This window comes from Vibrio hangzhouensis (assembly GCF_900107935.1).
In the GTDB taxonomy this organism is placed as follows: Bacteria; Pseudomonadota; Gammaproteobacteria; order Enterobacterales; family Vibrionaceae; genus Vibrio; species Vibrio hangzhouensis.
Genome location: NZ_FNVG01000028.1, coordinates 31,455 through 50,097, shown reverse-complemented (window position 1 = coordinate 50,097; position 18,643 = coordinate 31,455). Strand labels below are relative to the sequence as shown.

The following is an 18,643-nucleotide window of genomic DNA, read 5'->3' as shown; positions in this document are numbered from 1 at the left end:
TACAAGACACTGGCTCAGGCAGAAGCCCGCAAACTGGATATCGCCTTCCAGGGCATCTCCAGCACCATTCGCAAGAAAGAGAACAGCAGTTGGTTCCGTATTGTGCTTGGCCCATACAAATGGAAGCGAGACGCTGAGCGCGATAAGCACAAATTGCAACGAGCCAAAATAGAACCGTGTGCGATTTGGAAAGAGGCGCAGTAGGTTCTATGGTTCTATGGTTCTATGGTTCTATGGTTCTATGGTTCTATGGTTCTATGGTTCTATGGTTCTATGGTTCTATGGTCCACAAAACCATAGAACCTCAAAATCATCTAGTGTAATACGCTGTTCGTTATCTCCCCTCAGGGCCACAGGGCCATAGTCCCGCTCTTAAACCGCTTTTCTTCCCCCTTGAAATCCTTTTCTTTCGTCCACATATCCATTTCAGACACAAATTAAAACCAAAATGAGGCAAACGTCGTGACTACTATCGTATCTGTACGCCGAAACAACAAAGTCGTGATTGCGGGTGATGGACAAGTATCACTGGGCAACACCGTAATGAAAGGGAATGCCCGTAAAGTTCGTCGACTGTACAACAACCAGGTACTGGCCGGTTTCGCTGGCGGTACTGCTGACGCGTTTACTCTGTTCGAGCGCTTTGAAAGCAAACTGCAAATGCATCAGGGTCATCTGACCAAAGCAGCAGTAGAGCTCGCTAAAGACTGGCGTAGTGACCGAGCGCTGCGCAAACTGGAAGCCCTGTTGGCCGTGGCCGATGAAACGGCATCCTTGATCATTACCGGTAATGGCGATGTGGTTCAGCCAGAAAATGACCTGATTGCCATTGGCTCTGGCGGCAACTTTGCCCAGGCTGCAGCCACTGCACTGCTGGAAAACACCGATTTAGACGCACGTGAAATCGCCGAGAAAGCACTTAAGATTGCCGGTGACATCTGTGTGTTCACTAACCACCATCACACTATTGAAGAACTAGAAACCGACGAGAAATAACGTCCAAGAAGAAAAAATAGTGTCTGCAAATTTGTAAGGAATTTTTATTATGTCTGAGATGACTCCACGCGAGATTGTTCATGAGTTAAACCGCCATATCATTGGCCAGGACAAAGCGAAACGCTCTGTGGCGATTGCCCTGCGTAACCGCTGGCGTCGTATGCAGCTCGAAGAGAGTCTGCGCGTAGAAGTATCACCAAAAAACATTCTGATGATTGGTCCAACGGGTGTGGGTAAAACCGAGATCGCTCGTCGTCTGGCAAAACTGGCCAACGCACCTTTTATCAAAGTCGAAGCGACCAAATTTACCGAAGTGGGTTATGTCGGTAAAGAAGTGGAAACCATTATTCGTGACCTGACGGATGTGGCGATCAAAATGACCCATCAACAAGCGATGGAAAAGGTGCAGTTCCGCGCGGAAGAGCAAGCCGAAGAACGCATTCTTGATGCTCTGTTGCCACCAGCACGTGATGCATGGGGCCAGAACGAGCAACCAGACGAGAGCACATCGAACACGCGCCAAATCTTCCGTAAGAAGCTACGTGAAGGTAAGCTGGACGATAAAGAAATCGACATCGAAACTGCAGCACCGCAAATGGGGGTTGAGATCATGGCGCCTCCTGGTATGGAAGAAATGACCAACCAGCTGCAAAGCATGTTCCAGAACCTGGGTGGTGATACCAAGAAGAAACGTAAGCTGAAAATCAAAGATGCCTTTAAGGCTCTGACGGAAGAAGAAGCGGCGAAGCTGGTTAATCAGGAAGAGCTGAAAGAGCAAGCGATCTACAACGTTGAAAACAACGGCATCGTGTTCATCGATGAGATTGACAAGATCTGTAAGCGTGGCGAAGCGTCAGGCCCGGATGTCTCTCGTGAAGGTGTTCAGCGCGACCTACTACCACTGATCGAAGGCAGCACGGTTTCTACCAAACACGGCATGGTGAAAACAGACCATATCCTGTTTATCACTTCTGGCGCGTTCCAGGTCGCCAAACCATCGGATCTGATCCCTGAATTGCAAGGTCGTCTGCCTATCCGTGTCGAACTTGAAGCCCTGAGCAGTGATGATTTCAAACGCATCCTGACCGAACCAAAAGCGTCACTGACCGAGCAATACATTGCCCTGATGAAAACCGAAGAGGTGGATATCGAATTCACCACCGACGGCATTCAGCAAATCGCAGATGCGGCCTGGACCGTGAACGAAACCACCGAAAACATCGGTGCCCGCCGCCTGCACACGGTAATGGAGCGCCTGATGGACGAGATTTCATTCGAAGCCACCGACAAACCAGGTTCTAAACTGGTCATCGACTCTGGCTACGTGAAAGCGAAACTGGGCGAGTTTGTTGAAGATGAAGACTTGAGTCGTTTTATTCTTTAATCGGTAACGACTTGATGGATAAGAAGCGGTGTTCGAAAGAACACCGTTTTTTGGTTGGTACAAATGGAGTTCCTATCAGCGTAGTCACTGCTCCTGATTCTCCAATACCACGTCGTCTCCACTCCCCGTCATCTCCACTCCCCGTCATCTCCTTGAAAAAGGAGATCTCCTACCGCGCGTGGCTGACTAAACCAAAGCACCTCACCTTTGTATGCGGTACAAACTGAGTCCCTATCAGAGAAGTCACTCGCTTTATGAGATCTTCACTTGCGTGAAGATGACGGGAGGGGTGAAGATGACAAAACCGCCGTCATCTCCTTGAAAAAGGAGATCTCGTACCGCGCGTAGCTCACTAAACCAAAGCACCTCACCTTTGTATGCGGTACAAACTGAGTTCCCATCAGGGTAGTCATTCGCTTTATGAGATCTTCACTTGCGTGAAGATGACGGGAGGAGTGAATATGGCGGAGAGGGTGAAGACGGCAGGTATTGGGAGACCTAGTACCTCACATAACTCTCCCAACTCATACCCCCCTACCACAGCTCCAAACTCAGATCTCGCCAGTATGGGTTGTGGCTGGTGACCAATTCATTCTTCCATGGGCGATTCCAGTGTTTGATCTGCTTTTCTCTGGCGATCGCCGCTTCCATGGTGTCAAACTGCTCAAAATGTACTAGCAAGTGCACATTGTACTTCTTGACAAAACCACCCGTGACGCCGTGTTTATGCTTCCAGATTCGCTGTTGAAGATTAGACGTCACCCCGATGTAGATAACACTATGATTTCTCGAAGTGGTGATGTATAAGCAAGGGCCTTTTACCATGGAATACTCTCTATTCTTGGAACGAAAACCCATACTAATCCCCTAAAAGTAAAGAGTTTTCAGCGCACTTCACACATTGAAAGCAATCATACTTTTTTCAAACTTTTCCCTTGGTATGGTTCGAGGTTAGCCAAAGCCTCTTTTTTCCGTATACTAAACCAAACTGAAGACAGCTAAGCAGACTATGAATCAATCCGTTCGAATCTGGCTCGATGCGGCCAGACCCAAAACTTTACCTCTCGCGTTGGTCTCAATTGTGACCGGAAGTGCTCTGGCCTTTTCTACTGGCAAGATGTCCTGGAGTGTGGCTCTTCTCGCACTACTCACAGCAACCTTGCTGCAAATTCTTTCGAATCTGGCGAACGACTATGGAGATGCGGTAAAAGGGACGGACAACGACAACCGTCTGGGGCCGATGCGTGCTATTCAGTCTGGTGAAGTTTCGCAACAGGAAATGAGAAAAGCCATTATCCTCAATGTTGTACTGACTATCTTAGCGGGCCTGGGGCTTGTTCTGCATGCGCTTGACTCGCTGCAGAATATTCTGGCCTTCATCGGCTTGGGCGTATTGGCTATTGTCGCGGCTATCGCCTACACAGTTGGCAACAAACCCTATGGTTACGTTGGTCTTGGCGATATTTCCGTGTTTATCTTTTTTGGTCTGCTGGGCGTTTCCGGCACCTACTTTCTGCATACCGGGCATATAGACTCACTACTGTTCCTGCCTGCGGTGGGCTGCGGCTTGCTTGCTGTTGCGGTACTTAACGTCAACAACATGCGTGATATTGAAAATGACAGCGCCTGTGGCAAACGCACCGTCGCGGTCAGACTTGGCGAGCGCAAAGCCAAGGTGTATCACTTTTCCCTGCTGCTGTGTGCCGTCATCGCTTTCGCACTCTACCTGACACTGCAACAGTCGCCTCTTTGGATCAGTCTGCCATTTATCTTTAGCCTGATTGTGGTCGCCAAACATGGTAAAGCCGTGTGGAAAACCACTCAGCCAGCTCAAATCGCTCCTATGATGCCAATAGTAGTGAAGTGCTCACTGTTCACTAATATCCTGTTTTCAGGAGTGGTTATAGCTCAAACTCTGATGACATAATTGAGCCTTGTCATTGCATTGACCTATTCAACCGATATACTCGAATCATACCTTTTGAAAAACTGCATAGAAGAGTCGCCATGGAATACAGTACTTCAGCCCTATGTGATATCTACTTAGATCAAGTAGACGTTGTTGAACCTATGTTTAGTAACTTTGGCGGCAGAGCCTCATTTGCAGGTCAGGTCACCTCGGTAAAATGTTTTGAAGATAACGGTCTTATCCGTGAAATCCTGGAACAGGATGGCGTGGGTCGCGTGCTGCTAATCGACGGCGGTGGTTCACTTCGTAAAGCCCTCATCGATGCGGAAATAGCTCAGCTAGCTGAAGACAACGAATGGGAAGGTCTGGTTGTTTATGGCTGCGTCCGAGAAGTGGATGAACTGGAAGACATGAATTTAGGCATTCAGGCCCTGGCTTCGATTCCTGTCGGCGCTGCACAGTCAGATGTCGGTGAAGTGGATGTACCGGTCAATTTCGGTGGTGTCACCTTCTTGCCTGAAGATTATGTCTATGCCGACAATACCGGAATCATCTTATCTCAAGAGCCACTGGATGTGAGCTTTGAGGAAGATGAAGAAGAAGCGGGAGAGTAATTACACCTTTTCCCCAGTAACACCACGCGGTTATCCTCCTGAAGTAGAGGGGATAACGCAGTGGCGATTCAAGCCTCTGTTGTCTCCTATTCTCTTTCGTCTCCAAGAGCCCGTCATCTCCTTGAAAAAGGAGATCTCATGCCGCGCATGACTCACTAAACCAAACCACCTTGCCACACCGCGTTCGGACGCTTTGGGTGCTGCAGTCACTCAGGGTAGTCACTCGCTTTAGGAGATCTTCACTTTCGTGAAGATGACGGGTATTGGGAGATCTCGTACCACACATGACTCATCCAATTCATACACCATGCCCTACCACCTCGCCTTTGTGCGCGGTGCAAACGATGACTCACTCAGGGTAGCCACCCGCTTTGATAGATCTTCACTTGCGTGAAGATGACGGATGGGGTGAAGATGACAAAACTCCATGTTTCACCGCGCTCTATTGATGCGCTTTAGGTTCAGTGGTTATTTGAGGTAGTCACCCGCTTTAATAGATCTTCACTTGCGTGAAGATGACGGATGGGGTGAAGATGACGGATGGGGTGAAGATGACAAAACCCCCGTCATCTCCTTGAAAAAGGAGATCTCATGCCGCGCGTGGCTGACTAAACCAAAACACCATGTTTCACCGCGCTCTATTGATGCGCTTTGGGACAAAGACTACCGTATGGCCGAGGGCACAAAAAAGGCTGTCGATTGACAGCCCTTTTCGTTTAATCGTTACCAAATAGGTCTCGCGTGTATACCTTATCCGCGACATCCGCTAACTCAGGCAACATACGGTTGGAAATAATCAAATCGGCTTCTTGCTTAAATGCGTCTACATCACGAATTACTCGTGAATGGAAGAAGTGGTCTTCTTTCAGTACCGGCTCATACACAATGACTTCAATACCTTTCGCTTTCAAGCGCTTCATGATGCCCTGAATACTGGATGCACGGAAGTTATCTGAACCAGACTTCATGATCAAACGATACACACCGACAACCTTCGGGTTGCGCTTCAAAATGGACTCAGCAATGAAGTCCTTACGTGTACGGTTCGCATCCACAATGGCGCCGATGATATTGTTTGGCACTTCCTGGTAGTTAGCCAGTAGCTGTTTGGTATCTTTCGGTAAGCAATAACCACCGTAACCAAACGATGGGTTGCAGTAGTGACCACCGATACGTGGGTCAAGCGCCACGCCTTCAATGATTTGGCGAGTATCCAGACCCAATGCTTCAGCATAAGAGTCCAGCTCATTGAAGTAGGCTACACGCATCGCCAGGTATGTGTTCGAGAACAGCTTCACCGCTTCGGCTTCAGTTGAGTCAGTAAACAATACCTCGATGTTCTCTTTCTGCGCCCCTTCCACCAGCAAGTCAGCAAACACTTTGGCACGCTCACTGCGCTCACCAATGATGATGCGAGAAGGGTTAAGGTTGTCATAAAGCGCACTGCCTTCACGCAAAAACTCTGGCGAGAAGAACACATTCTCTGTGCCTAACTCTCCACGAATTCGTGCGGTGTAACCAACAGGAATGGTCGACTTAATCACGATGACCGCATCCGGGTTCACCGCCATGACATCCTTAATCACCGCCTCTACGGAACTGGTATTAAAGTAGTTGGTCTGTGGATCGTAGTCGGTTGGCGTGGAAACAATGACATAGTCCGCACCACTGTACGCCAGCTCTTTGTCCAGCGTTGCCGTGAAGTTCAGATCGTCACGTTTCAGAAACGCTTCAATTTCGCTGTCAACAATTGGCGACTGGCCATTGCGCAGCATCTCTACTTTCTCTGCATTAATATCGACCGCTACTACCTCATGGTTCTGAGCCAGCAACATCGCATTTGATAGGCCTACGTAACCTGTTCCTGCTACTGCAATTTTCATCGCATTATCTCTTTATTAAGCTTAACTGTGATAAATGGTATCGGTTGCCGCTTTTTGAAACAAGTAAAAGCGTGTAAGGGTCATGTCGCTCTCTAAAAGCCTATCTAATCCTATCACCCGCGCCCTTACCTGTTGCTGTGGCAATAATCAGACGAAAATAGAGGCCAATGGAGAACTGCTCTATCATTTTTGCATCAACCACAGCCAATTTGCCCGGTTCAGACATGTCGATACCATTCACCTGAGCCAATCCTGTAATTCCAGGTAACACCGTATCCACCCCTCGCTTTTGTCTTTCTTCAATCAGCTCTTCCTGATTAAACAAACACGGTCTTGGGCCTACAAAGCTCATCTCTCCTTTGAGGACATTCACCAATTGCGGCAATTCATCCAGTTTACTCTTTCTGAGAATTGCCCCCAGTTTAGTGACGGATTGGGCATCGACCATATGGGTCGCCACTGACTTTGTACTCACGGCCATGGTACGAAATTTATATAAAGTGAATGCCTTGCCTCGTATACCCACTCGGGTTTGGCTGAAAATGGGAGAGTCACTATCGAACTTTCCCACTACATACACTATAGCCATCACTGGCCAAAGCAGACACAAACCAACAATGGCTAAAGTGATATCGATAAGTCTGACTAGAGGTGAGTTCATTTTTTCTTACTGTCCTTTACCGTTTTTGCAATACCCTGTTCAAAAGAATAAGGAGGAGCCCAATTCAGGGTTTGTTTTATATGGCGAATATCAAACTGAAGGTTGCCAAATAGGCGTTCCGCTATCATTGGTTTACCCACGATTTTTAGCAAGATTTTTAGAAACGCCACCGGAATGGGCACTAATAGAGTTCGAGCCCCATATGCCTTTATTAACTCTGTTAACAATTGAGTGGTAGACGCATCTTCGTCGTCGGAAACTAAAAACGTTTGATTTGCCGCTGCAGGGTGAGTGATACAGAGACTGATCACGTCACACAAGTTGTCTAGCGAAATAAGCGAGCGCTTGTTGTTTATGGCTCCGAAGGGCAAAGGTAGCCCCAGACGACTCAGCTTCATCAAAGCCGCAAAGTTGGCTTTAACCTCTGGCCCGTATACCAGTGGAGGTCGGATAATCACCACTTCCATGCCCGACTCGTTAGCGATTTGGGTAAGTGCTAATTCCGCTTCGTACTTACTTAAGGCATAGGGGTCTGTTGGCGCTTCTAAGACGGTTTCGCTCAGTGGATGACTCGCCGCACTCACCTCACCATTCACTTTCGCACTACTGATAAAGATAAAGCGTTTTACTCCAGCGGCTACAGCCTGCTTTGCCAACTCAATAGTGGCTGAGGTATTGACTTTGCGATATTCCTCTAACGGGCTTTTGGCATCGTCATCTAATATATGAGCACGCGCAGCACAGTGGATCACGACGTCAACCTGTCTCTGATGAAGCTCTTGCGCTACATCAAAATGACTCGAAAGATCCAATTTCATCTCTGACGAATGTGAGACATTTCTGCACATTGAGATCACTTCAACCTGCTGATTTTCAGTCAGTAAGTGAACCAACGCCTTACCCAAAAATCCTGTTGTCCCTGTTACTGCTACTTTTTTCACTTATCTCTCGATTTTTGCGCCTATTTCGGGCTCTATTATGCAAAAAAACACAAGTAAAAGCTGCCAATTCTTTAACTCTATCCCATTGTGTCTGTGAGTCATCTCATGAATTCTGTAGCCCTATAACATCACCTGCTGCGACAAAACTAGCCAGCCCAGTCAACACAAGGTAAAATCAAAAAAAAACTAAAAACCATAAACTCAGTTGCTTCTAGGGTCCCCATGCTATCTCACACTCCCTTTACTTTTCTTCTTTCTGCGGACAGAAGACTAAAGCGAGCAATAACAATCACATACGATGTGGTCGCTATCGCTTTTTCTTTGTATCTTGCGATCGCTTTACGTCTGAATGAATACACGTTTGACTTAGAATTCCGAGAAATACTCACTCTACTGAGTACTATCGTTGTAACCATTGGCTGCTTTATCAAACTAGGCATGTATCGTGCGGTGCTGCGCTACATGATGTTGCCCGCATTAAGCCACATTTTTCTCGCAGTATTTATTTCTGCTATCACTCTGGCTTTAACTGGCTTCTTCTTTCATACCTTTATTCCACGTAGTGTTCCGTTTATTTATGCTGGGCTGGCTATACTGACCCTAGGCATGCCTAGAGTATTCATTCGTTCGGTGTACTACCAGCTGTACAAACGAAAAAAGGCCAATGTCTTTATTTATGGGGCAGGATCAGCGGGTAGAGATCTTGCTTACGCATTGATCCAGGGCGAAGAATACCATCCCGTTGCGATTCTTGACGACGATCCTGTAAAAATCGGACAGATCTTTTTTGGCATACGCGTTTACCCAAGTTCTGAGTTTCAAGAGCTGAGTAATCTCTATCGCCCCAAAAAAGTACTGCTTGCGGTCAACAATATTTCCAAAGGTGAAAGACTAAGATTACTAGAAAAGCTGTCACATTGGCCTGTAGAGATATTATCGGTACCGTCGGTGGAGGACATCGCACTAGGTAAAGCAGAATCAACCGAAGTAAAAGAGCTGGACATTGCCGACTTATTGGGGCGGGAAGCCGTAGAGCCTGACATGGCGCTCATGGCGAAAAATATCAAAGGGGAAAGCGTAATGGTGACCGGAGCCGGAGGCTCCATCGGCTCAGAACTTTGCCGTCAAATCCTGCGCTTAAAACCGAAGTCACTGGTTATCTTTGAGCTTAATGAATATAACTTATACAAAATTGATCAAGAGCTTTCTGCCATTAAAGAAAGACTCAACCTCGATGTCGTTATCACTCCGGTATTAGGTTCGGTTCAACGTCAGAATCGCCTGGAAAAAACGATGATTGCTCACGACGTCAATACTGTTTTTCATGCCGCAGCCTATAAGCACGTGCCACTGGTTGAAAGCAACATCGTTGAAGGGGTGCGTAACAACGTATTTGGCACTCTATATTGCGCTCAAGCAGCAATTAACTGTAACGTACAAAACTTCACGCTGATCTCCACGGATAAAGCCGTTAGACCAACCAATGTGATGGGGGCAACAAAACGCATGGCGGAGTTGGTCCTACAAGCACTTGCTGACAAACAGCATGATACTACCTTCACCATGGTCCGTTTTGGCAATGTACTAGGCTCATCCGGGTCTGTTGTACCACTGTTCAAACAACAGATTCGCAAAGGTGGCCCTGTTACGGTAACCCACCCAGATATCATTCGTTACTTTATGTTGATTCCAGAAGCGGCACAATTAGTTATTCAAGCGGGCGCTATGGGTCATAATGGGCAAGTATTTGTCCTAGACATGGGAGAGCCGGTGAGAATTCTGGATCTTGCCAAACGGATGATACACTTGATGGGCATGAGAGAGCACATTGATGAATGTGGTCAGGAAGGCGACATTACCATAAAGTTTACCGGCTTGCGGCCTGGAGAAAAACTTTATGAAGAGCTATTAATTGGCGATAACGTCGAAGGCAGTGGCCACAAAAAAATCATGACGGCCAAGGAAGAGATGCTGACCTGGATCCATATGGAACCGCTCTTATCCGAGCTTGATACTTGCTGTCATAATTTTGATGAAGAATGTATCATACGCATCCTATTAGATGCGCCGACTAATTATTCACCTAGCTAAGAGAAATGCAGAAAATTCATATCTTACAACTAGAAAGGGTTAACAGAAGCTAATGGGGCTTCTGCGAACACTCCTATTTAAAGATGGGCCACTTATAGAAATCTTCACTGTCTCCATTGACCTAGTGGTAGCTTCAAGAGTTAATTGGTTATATACAGGATGTTCTTATTAAGAAATTTTCAAATAAACGGCTTCTGTTTTGCCAAATACAATATGTTGAGAAAACTGCTCTTCAACTAGCTTTCGACCATTTATTCCAAATGCCTTGGTCTGGACAGGTTCTGCCAATAGGTACTTTAGCGCAGAAGCAAGCGATTCACTGTCATTAGGTTTGCATAATATACCGTTGACATGGTTACTGACGATTTCACGACAACCTACAACATCCGTAGCTACAATAGCTCTTTCGCATGACGCAGCTTCTATTAATATTCTTGGAACACCTTCACCATAAACTGTAGGCAGACACACTATGTCACTTTCAGCAATAAGTGCAGGCATATTAATCACACTACCTAGCCATTCTATTAATCCTTCTGAACTCCATTGCTCAATTTGATTCAAGGAGATTGCGGAGGAAACGTCAGTATCAACAATGCCGGCAACTTTTATGGTGAAATCGACACCCTCTTTTTTTAGAATTTTCCGTGCCTCAATTAATTGATCCAGTCCTTTTTCTTTTAGTAAACGGGCCGCGAATAAAACCGACTGGTTGTTTGGAAAGGGAGAGGGACTGAATTTATTAAGATCTATGCCGGCACCTTTGATCACAGTGCCATTATTTTTCACAACCTTTTTGTCAATAAAACACTTGTAGTCATCAGAATTTTCAAATATAAAGTATGATTTCGGAGTTGATACAAACCGGTAAAGCAAGGTAACCAAACGTCTAATCATTCGAAACTTAAAATGATTCGAACTAAAAATGATACCTAGACCTGTGACACTAAAAATTATTGGCCTCTTTAAAAAAAGACGATTTAATATACCACAATAGAGGTTAGGCTTAACTGTAACACAATGAACTAAGGTTGGTTGTATTTTTTTTATCTCATGATACAAAGAAAATATACTGCTTATTTCAGAAAAAGGGTTGATACTTTTACGTGCAAATCTCAGCGAGTGACAAACAAAACCAAGTGAAGAAAAGTATCTTAAACTCTCATTATCTGTAAACTTGGTTATAATATGAACCTCATATCCCTTAGAGCGAAAATAACTTGCTCTTTCAACCCAATGCAGTTTAAAGTACCAATCTACATTAATCACGAATACAAGCTTTTTAGTACTTTCCATACTTACCTCGTCGTGCATCACAAATGCCTTGCATAATCTTTTTGAAGTGTTCATATCGATTCGGGAGTAAAGTAGAGAAAACCAAAGCTTGAAGAGTTGACTTAATTAATACGTATTTCTTCCAAGGTGAAGGGATATAGTCTCTATGACGAAGCAAATGAAAATTACGATAGAAATAATAATGCCTTAAAGGTGAATGTATGGTCAGATATCTACCAAAGACAATTAAAGGCTTATCTCCTATTTTATGATACATCTTCGCATTTTTAGCTACTACACAGCTATAATTATAGTTTTTTAAACGAAACCCCCATTCCATATCGACACAATCAATAAACAAGCCCTCTTCCATCAAACCAATTCTATCTAATATATCCATTGATATTAAACAACCGGAGGCAATGAGAAAATCACATTCAAAAAAATCTTGCTTTGAATTGTTAGGGTTAATCTTATGCAGTTTATTATTTCTTGTGGCTATAAATAAACCAGGAGCTCTACTGTCAGTATCGATATGCACTGGACCTACCGCTCCAACAGAGCAACCTGAAGACCTAGCACGTTCTCTAGTGAATAATAGATCAGAAACAAGACTTAATGAAGGCAAACTATCTTGATCAAAAAGAATAACATCTTTAAATTCATCACTCTTAGCTTTTGATATGCCAATATTTTGAGCGTAAGCGATACCCATATTTTCATTTAGCTCACTCAAAGTAATATTTGAACAAACCAAATGCCTCAAGTCAGTAGAAGAACCATTGTCTACTATATATATTTTTCCTACTTGACATATCAAAACCTGAATCAGTTTCTCAAGTTCACTCAAGTCTGGGTGATATGTTACAATTACTGCTGCAACATTAGTATTATCATTCATACATAAAGCCAAATTATGGGTATATGAACATGCCCAAAAAATTAATTAAGCGCTAAAAATTTCTCTATTATAACTGCACACCTATTCTTATATTGATGATCATTCAATGTTCTTTCTTGAGCATTTCTTGCTATAGAAATCAGTTTTTCAGGATCATCAACATATTCCTCAAAAAGTTGCTCAAGTTGTTTAGCATTATCAAAAAGTAGTATCTCATTATCCGGTTTATAATATTCTTCAATTTCGAGTGATTCAACATAATATAACTGCACACTACCAGCCATGGCTGCTTCAAACGTTCTAGGACCAGGTGTTGAAGGATCTAACTTAAACCTATCGTTACCAAGGCTGAGATGGCGACCAACGTTTAATGTGAACTTTGAGTTCGCAATAAAATTAGGTAATTCTAAGTTATTTATCCGTTCATTTTTGCAAAATGATAAATCAGCAGGCCATTCGGCACCAGAAATATTACAATTCTTCGATGAAAGAAACTTTTTTAAATCACGAAGCAAGCTAACTCTATTTTCAAACGCTACACCACAAAAAAATAAATCATGGTCCCACTTATTAGTGATCTCAACAAAGTGAGCATTTTTCGATGCCGCCATAGGCAGATGAAAAGTATTGTCATGATAATAGAATTTTGAGGCCCACTTATCATTACTAAATACAATATCGGCAATATCTAAGATTTTGAAATTAAAATCCTGCTCATATGGATCGTCATGAAGCCAAAAAATCAATTTTGCTCCTGTTTGCGCGCATGCATGTTTTATTGCACCGTACTCACAGCTATCCGGCATACAAGACCCAAATACGAGAACAAAGTCAGCAGGTTGGTTCAATATTGATTTAGCACAACTCTGAAGAGGAACATTAGTGACTTGTTCTTTTGATAATAAACTAACAAAGCCATCATATACGTAATTACGCATAACCGAATTGTGGTTTATCGAATCCGGAGACGCACCAGTAAGAATAACATTCATACTCATAATTATATACCGGCCTTAATTTTCATGTTCTTAATAATCTTTTGAAGAGTCACTTTAATCCCCCTCGTTTTCACCTGATTTATTATGAACTTAGATAAGTGAATAGGATGCTTAGGAATTCTTCTTGCGACAGAGGGCATGTGCAAAATAACAGGTTGATTTTGTAAAGAAGCCCAAAAAATGGAATTTAACTTAACACCACATGTCACAAGATCAATATTACTTTCAACATTAATGATGTTTTTTTGTGGCCGAGTAGTTATCAGCTCTTGATAAAGCGTGTGCAACCAGTCTTTATGCCCATTGACTGATTCATGTAATTGCTCATTTAGAATATTAGTTTGGATATTCTTCCAAGATATCCTATCATAATTTAATTGTTCAATAACATCAACCACCGCGCCTACATCATCAATACCAACCTTAAAGCCTATATTATCAGTGACTCTTTCAGCAAGTGCACCAACATCGGTAACAATAGGCACGATACCGGCACGCCATACTTCAGATAAAGTAATGCAGTAGGTTTCAGGCCAAATTGATAGATGTAAAGACACATGTTTATTCTTTAGTATTTCTGGCAAATCTGTATATTGATATTCACCATGAAATACAACATGTTTAAAGTCTAGACTATGTATTGCATCCAAAAACTCAGGTGCAATTTGTCCATAGACATGGAATCGTAAGTTTGAATTTCTTGTTTCATTAAATACACGTAATAATGTATCAGCACCTTTTACACGGGTAAAGTTGCCTAAAACTAACACTTCAAACATTTCATCAAACTGACTAGCAGCTTCTATCTTTTCAATAAAAGCATCATCACTACAAGGTATGCCTCTAGTAACAATTTTATCCCGATTTAAGTTCGGATAAACATCTAGTAGATGATCTCTTGTTGATTGAGAGTTTGTATGAATTACATCGAATGTTTTTAACAGCTGAGACCAAAAAGCAATACGACGAGATTGCGAGCCTCTTTCAATATTCTCAATTTCAGATAAACAAATATCAGTATTTCTTACAGACTTAAATGTTTCAGGACGATAGCGCCCTGTTTGATCTATTAAGTTGAATCTATGAGTTATTGGGAAATAGTCATGTACAGAGAAAATGCTTGGTATACCAAGTGCTTTAGAAATAAACGGTAATGAAGGAACATGTCTGATTAAATGTTGATAATGCACCAAGTCAACATTATATTTGTTTAGCAGTACACCAAAAGTTTTTTCACGCTGCTCGCAGCTAAGCATGTGCTCACTTGTCGTAGGTAGTTTATTAGGGAATGACACTTTATCTATTTTATTATATTCAGAATCTAAAATTAGGTATTCTTTACCTTCTTCAGACTTGAGGTTAGGAACATAGTAAAGTACTCTAAATTCGTCTTCATTGTATTTATCTTTCATTAAATCTAGATAAATCTCAACACCACCGTAGGGTGTACTCGTAACTACATTATGTGCGACAACAAGTATTGTTTTGATTGGCTTTGATGACTTTTCATCACTTAAAGCAACACTTGATAACTGCTCTAAGATGTACTGAATACGATTATGGTAAGTATGACTCTCTCTAACTTTATTTTGAGAAGATCTCGCGATAGCCAATCTTTCTGTGGGATTAGTAAGGTAGTACTTTATCTTTTCAATACACTCCTGTGGAGAAGAGAATGCTGCATAATCTTCGCCCTCAATAAAGTAATCAGCTATACCTGGAATATTTCTATCCACCAACTGAAATCCACCTGCCATTGCCACCTCAAACAATCTAGGGCCAGGCGTACCTGCCTCTGCTCTTCCCTCCGAGGCCGTAAACTGTCGGTGAAGAGATAAGACAATTGCACTACGATTTGAAAAACGAGCAAACTCGCTGTTTGGTGTTCGCCAATTGTACGCACTTTTATCCAAATCAAGATTAATTTTTGGTAAATGCTCATTTGTTGGCAAGGCTAATTTGAATTTTATATCTTCAATTTCATTTTCAATTGACTTTAGTAAACTGACACGGTTAGGCCACGCTGTACCAGCAAAGAATAAATCGTAACGGTAGTTATCATCAATTATTTCGAAGTCATGAAGTGTCTCACATGCAGCCAGTGGTAAGTGTCTTGCGTGAGATCCATATTCAGATACACTATCTTTATCATTTGTAAAAACCAAATCAAAAAGATTTGCATTTTGCCTATTGATTGGAATCTCATAAGGGTCTTCAACATTCCAAACAATACTTCTTCCACAAATGTTCTTCAATCGCTCACAAAAAGCAGGCTCTAACTGTTCACCATCGAACGCAAAAAATAAGTTACAAGTGTTATCTCTAGCTTTAGTTATTGCATCAGAATAATCAGCCATGATGACCAAATCTACATCTTTATTCTGCTTTAATGCATTGTACACACCTAGTATTAGGTAATGATTAGGATTTTGCTTTTTTGTGTCTAAAAGAAGAATTTTCCACTTCATCAATATATTTTCTCCGCTAAGATTTATTTTAGAAAATTCTTTATTTTCCCTATGAGGGATGAGTTTTCTTTTGATTTTATCGCTTCCAACTCTTTTTCCAGAGCAAGACACTTACTTGATAAAAGCTCTACATCAGATTTGTAAGATGCGATACATTCTAATGCCATTTGATGACGTTGAAGCTCAATATCACGTTCATTTAACGCTGAGTCTCTTTCGGATAAGGTGTGTTCAACATGTTTTAAAGCGATCTCTAGTCTTTCTGAGCTATACGCATAATCAGTCAAGAGCTCTTCACTTGATTTGGCCAATTCATTAATTAGCTCAAATACTTCAGGAAAATTATTGTTAACAAATGACCAATCATCAATGTTCTTATTATAGTCTTTTGGAAGTGCTATAAGCTCATCTCTAGAAATCTCCAACAAGAATTTATAAAGCTCCTTTGTTTTTTCTGAAACAGAATCACTATTATCAAGGTCATTCAAAGTATATTTTGAATGTCTTAAACTGCTATCAATAAAACCTTGGCAATACTCATTTAGTTCATCAGTGTTCAGTCTTTCTTTTTTATCAAGAGCAGAGGACACCCTGAGCATTTCATCTCTAGGATTCATCATTAGAGTATCATAATCGATTACGACCAACTTCTGACCTTTTAATGAACTCAGCGCGTCCATATAATAAGCATACCATAAAAGTGCCGATTTCCTTTCATTAAAAGAATTCCTCTTTTTTAATGAATCAATCACACTCAAGGGATTTCGAATAACAAGGCAATACTGCAGCTCTGAATTAACTCTTTTTGAAACAGCTTCCCAGAAAGATATGAGTCTCATAGAACGGGGATCTTTAAAGCCCCAAGTGTCATGAACTTCATGTTGTGCGCATAAGTATTTCGTAGCTTTAAGTAGCTCCTTATCAGGTAAAGGCGTGTTTATCGGTCCAAATGAATCCCAATTCTTTCCATTTAGTTTTAGAATCGACTCATTTATCTCCAAAAGAGTATTATCTTCCCAAAATCCCTTTAGATTATCTTGTTTTGCGTCTAAAAGGTTATCACCAAGCTCTATGCCCATAGTACTCAAAGCTCGTGCAACGGAGCTAGTTCCACTCCGATGCATACCCAAAACTATCACTGTTTTCATAAAGGTCTCAATTGATTGAATGTGATTGTTCTACGTTAAAATCTATATAACACGTTTCACACTGCTCTTTGACAGGTAATACTCTAAATAGGTAGGTATCTAATACTCTCGCAAGAAAATCCTCATCCCCTTGATTTATTCCACGCACACCTGCATTTAGCGCATACACTCCCGGGTTCAAACTCGCTTTGAACTTAAATGAAGTGGTATATTCTACACCTGAACTGATACTATCTATTCCTGAGTAGGCATCATGAGAGCTAATGTACCCCCCCAATTCAGTACCATTCAACATTTTAATTACCATTGCAAACCTTACCATGGTAACTGAGGAAGAGAATTTAACATTATAATTATATTTATATTCCTTTCCTCGGATTAAAACATTAACTTTATCTCCATCCAAAGTTGTAATGTGAGGATTTAGTATTTCTGCTCCGTCACTTTCATACACAACAGGTTGAGATTTTAACCCTTCTTCAAAATACTCATCATTGTCATTTAAACTAGCTTCGTCCCTTTTATCTCTTTTATCGTTGCCTTGTGCCCTTTGTTTCTGAACTTTTGAGTCAGACTTTAATGCAGATGCACCTTCACTTAACAATAAACTACGTAATAAACTCTTTTTTTCATCCGGAGCATAAAGAAGCTTCTGATAGCATGATATGACATCCTTTGGATTGTCATCCAAAAGTAGTTCACCATGATCAAACAACATCGCTCTATCACATAGCGACATAACTGTTTGCGGTGAGTGTGTAACAAAAAGTACAGTTACCCCCGAATCTCTTAGAGCATTAATTCTTGAATAACATTTATTTTGAAAAGCCTCATCACCAACGGCTAGTGCTTCATCAACCACTAAAATGTCTGGCTCAACATGAATTGCAGCTGCAAATGCCAACCTTACATACATGCCACTAGAGTATGTCTTTACTGGTTGGTCTACAAATTCACCAATATCAGCAAACGACAAAATATCATTTATCTTACGCTCAATTTCGGTTTTCTTCATACCTTGCATTGCCGCAAAGAAATAAATATTCTCTCTTCCTGTAAATTCTGGATTAAACCCAGACCCTAACTCCAATAGCGCAGAAATTCGCCCAGAAACACCCAACTCTCCTGATGTTTGCGTCAAAGTTCCACAGATTATTTGAAGTAAAGTTGACTTGCCCGCACCATTTGCACCCACTAAGCCAACAGTTTCACCTTTTTTAATCTCAAATGAGACATTCTTCAAAGCTTCAAATTTTCGATGTCGCTGTGACTTAGAAAAAAAGTTTTCTAGCAAACGGTCAATAGGCTTATCATATATATGAAAACTTTTTGAGATACCATCTAATTTAATAACAGTTTCGCTCATTATTTAGC

At 42.1% G+C, this 18,643-nt stretch carries 17 protein-coding genes; 7 read left to right on the top strand and 10 right to left on the bottom strand.

The annotated features are described in order from the left end of the window. From C4S60_RS20195 to hslU, 3 genes are all read left to right on the top strand, one after another. A partial coding sequence (locus C4S60_RS20195) for an SPOR domain-containing protein (RefSeq protein WP_208623290.1) occupies positions 1-204 on the top strand: 204 nt, incomplete at its 5' end. A gap of 258 nt (positions 205-462) precedes the next feature. Beyond that, positions 463-996 (top strand): ATP-dependent protease subunit HslV, encoded by a 534-nt coding sequence (hslV, locus tag C4S60_RS20190; RefSeq protein WP_103882100.1) that lies wholly within the window; start codon positions 463-465, stop codon positions 994-996. Between the two features lie 49 nt (positions 997-1,045). Beyond that, the gene (gene hslU / locus C4S60_RS20185; RefSeq protein WP_103882099.1) at positions 1,046-2,380 is read left to right on the top strand and encodes an HslU--HslV peptidase ATPase subunit; all 1,335 of its coding nucleotides are present in this window, start codon (positions 1,046-1,048) and stop codon (positions 2,378-2,380) included. A 534-nt stretch (positions 2,381-2,914) separates the two neighbouring features. Here hslU and C4S60_RS20180 read toward each other — a convergent pair. Continuing rightward, entirely contained in the window at positions 2,915-3,205 is a 291-nt protein-coding gene (locus tag C4S60_RS20180) for a GIY-YIG nuclease family protein (protein ID WP_103882098.1), read from the bottom strand. A 184-nt stretch (positions 3,206-3,389) separates the two neighbouring features. On the opposite strand from C4S60_RS20180, the gene C4S60_RS20175 reads away from it, so the two are divergent. The 3 genes from C4S60_RS20175 (at position 3,390) to C4S60_RS20165 (ending at position 5,606) form a co-directional block, all read left to right on the top strand. Beyond that, on the top strand, positions 3,390-4,307 hold the full coding sequence (locus C4S60_RS20175) for a 1,4-dihydroxy-2-naphthoate polyprenyltransferase (protein WP_103882097.1): 918 nt from the start codon (positions 3,390-3,392) through the stop codon (positions 4,305-4,307). Between the two features lie 80 nt (positions 4,308-4,387). Beyond that, on the top strand, positions 4,388-4,903 hold the full coding sequence (gene rraA / locus C4S60_RS20170) for a ribonuclease E activity regulator RraA (protein WP_103882096.1): 516 nt from the start codon (positions 4,388-4,390) through the stop codon (positions 4,901-4,903). Between the two features lie 505 nt (positions 4,904-5,408). Then, positions 5,409-5,606 (top strand): hypothetical protein, encoded by a 198-nt coding sequence (locus C4S60_RS20165; RefSeq protein ID WP_103882095.1) that lies wholly within the window; start codon positions 5,409-5,411, stop codon positions 5,604-5,606. 13 nt (positions 5,607-5,619) lie between these two features. On the opposite strand, the gene C4S60_RS20160 is transcribed toward C4S60_RS20165, so the two are convergent. The 3 genes from C4S60_RS20160 to C4S60_RS20150 all read right to left on the bottom strand — a co-directional run bounded on the left by C4S60_RS20160 (position 5,620) and on the right by C4S60_RS20150 (position 8,388). Beyond that, entirely contained in the window at positions 5,620-6,786 is a 1,167-nt protein-coding gene (locus tag C4S60_RS20160; protein WP_103882094.1) for a nucleotide sugar dehydrogenase, read from the bottom strand. A 100-nt stretch (positions 6,787-6,886) separates the two neighbouring features. Further along, entirely contained in the window at positions 6,887-7,447 is a 561-nt protein-coding gene (locus C4S60_RS20155) for a sugar transferase (RefSeq protein WP_103882093.1), read from the bottom strand. Further along, positions 7,444-8,388, bottom strand: a complete 945-nt coding sequence (locus C4S60_RS20150) for a UDP-glucose 4-epimerase family protein (protein ID WP_103882092.1) — start codon at positions 8,386-8,388, stop codon at positions 7,444-7,446. The genes C4S60_RS20155 and C4S60_RS20150 overlap by 4 nt, the downstream gene beginning before the upstream one ends. 222 nt (positions 8,389-8,610) lie before the next feature. Between C4S60_RS20150 and C4S60_RS20145 the strand changes: the two genes are divergently transcribed. Continuing rightward, a complete protein-coding gene (locus tag C4S60_RS20145; protein ID WP_103882091.1) occupies positions 8,611-10,479 on the top strand; it encodes a polysaccharide biosynthesis protein in 1,869 nt (622 codons plus the stop codon). A gap of 168 nt (positions 10,480-10,647) precedes the next feature. On the opposite strand, the gene C4S60_RS20140 is transcribed toward C4S60_RS20145, so the two are convergent. The 6 genes from C4S60_RS20140 to C4S60_RS20115 are packed head-to-tail and all read right to left on the bottom strand — an operon-like array spanning position 10,648 to position 18,635. Next, entirely contained in the window at positions 10,648-11,775 is a 1,128-nt protein-coding gene (locus C4S60_RS20140) for a glycosyltransferase family 4 protein (RefSeq protein WP_103882102.1), read from the bottom strand. Next, positions 11,762-12,655, bottom strand: a complete 894-nt coding sequence (locus tag C4S60_RS20135; protein ID WP_103882090.1) for a glycosyltransferase family 2 protein — start codon at positions 12,653-12,655, stop codon at positions 11,762-11,764. The genes C4S60_RS20140 and C4S60_RS20135 overlap by 14 nt, the downstream gene beginning before the upstream one ends. 41 nt (positions 12,656-12,696) lie before the next feature. Further along, the gene (locus tag C4S60_RS20130; RefSeq protein ID WP_103882089.1) at positions 12,697-13,653 is read right to left on the bottom strand and encodes a CgeB family protein; all 957 of its coding nucleotides are present in this window, start codon (positions 13,651-13,653) and stop codon (positions 12,697-12,699) included. Positions 13,654-13,655: 2 nt separating this feature from the next. Further along, positions 13,656-16,121 carry a glycosyltransferase family protein gene (locus C4S60_RS20125; protein WP_244183152.1) on the bottom strand — a complete coding sequence of 822 codons (2,466 nt, stop codon included), beginning with the start codon at positions 16,119-16,121 and terminating at the stop codon, positions 13,656-13,658. Between the two features lie 23 nt (positions 16,122-16,144). Beyond that, positions 16,145-17,269 (bottom strand): sulfotransferase family protein, encoded by a 1,125-nt coding sequence (locus C4S60_RS20120; protein WP_103882088.1) that lies wholly within the window; start codon positions 17,267-17,269, stop codon positions 16,145-16,147. 7 nt (positions 17,270-17,276) lie between these two features. Next, complete coding sequence (locus C4S60_RS20115; RefSeq protein WP_103882087.1) at positions 17,277-18,635, bottom strand: ABC transporter ATP-binding protein; 1,359 nt, start codon at positions 18,633-18,635, stop codon at positions 17,277-17,279. Positions 18,636-18,643 lie beyond the last annotated feature (8 nt).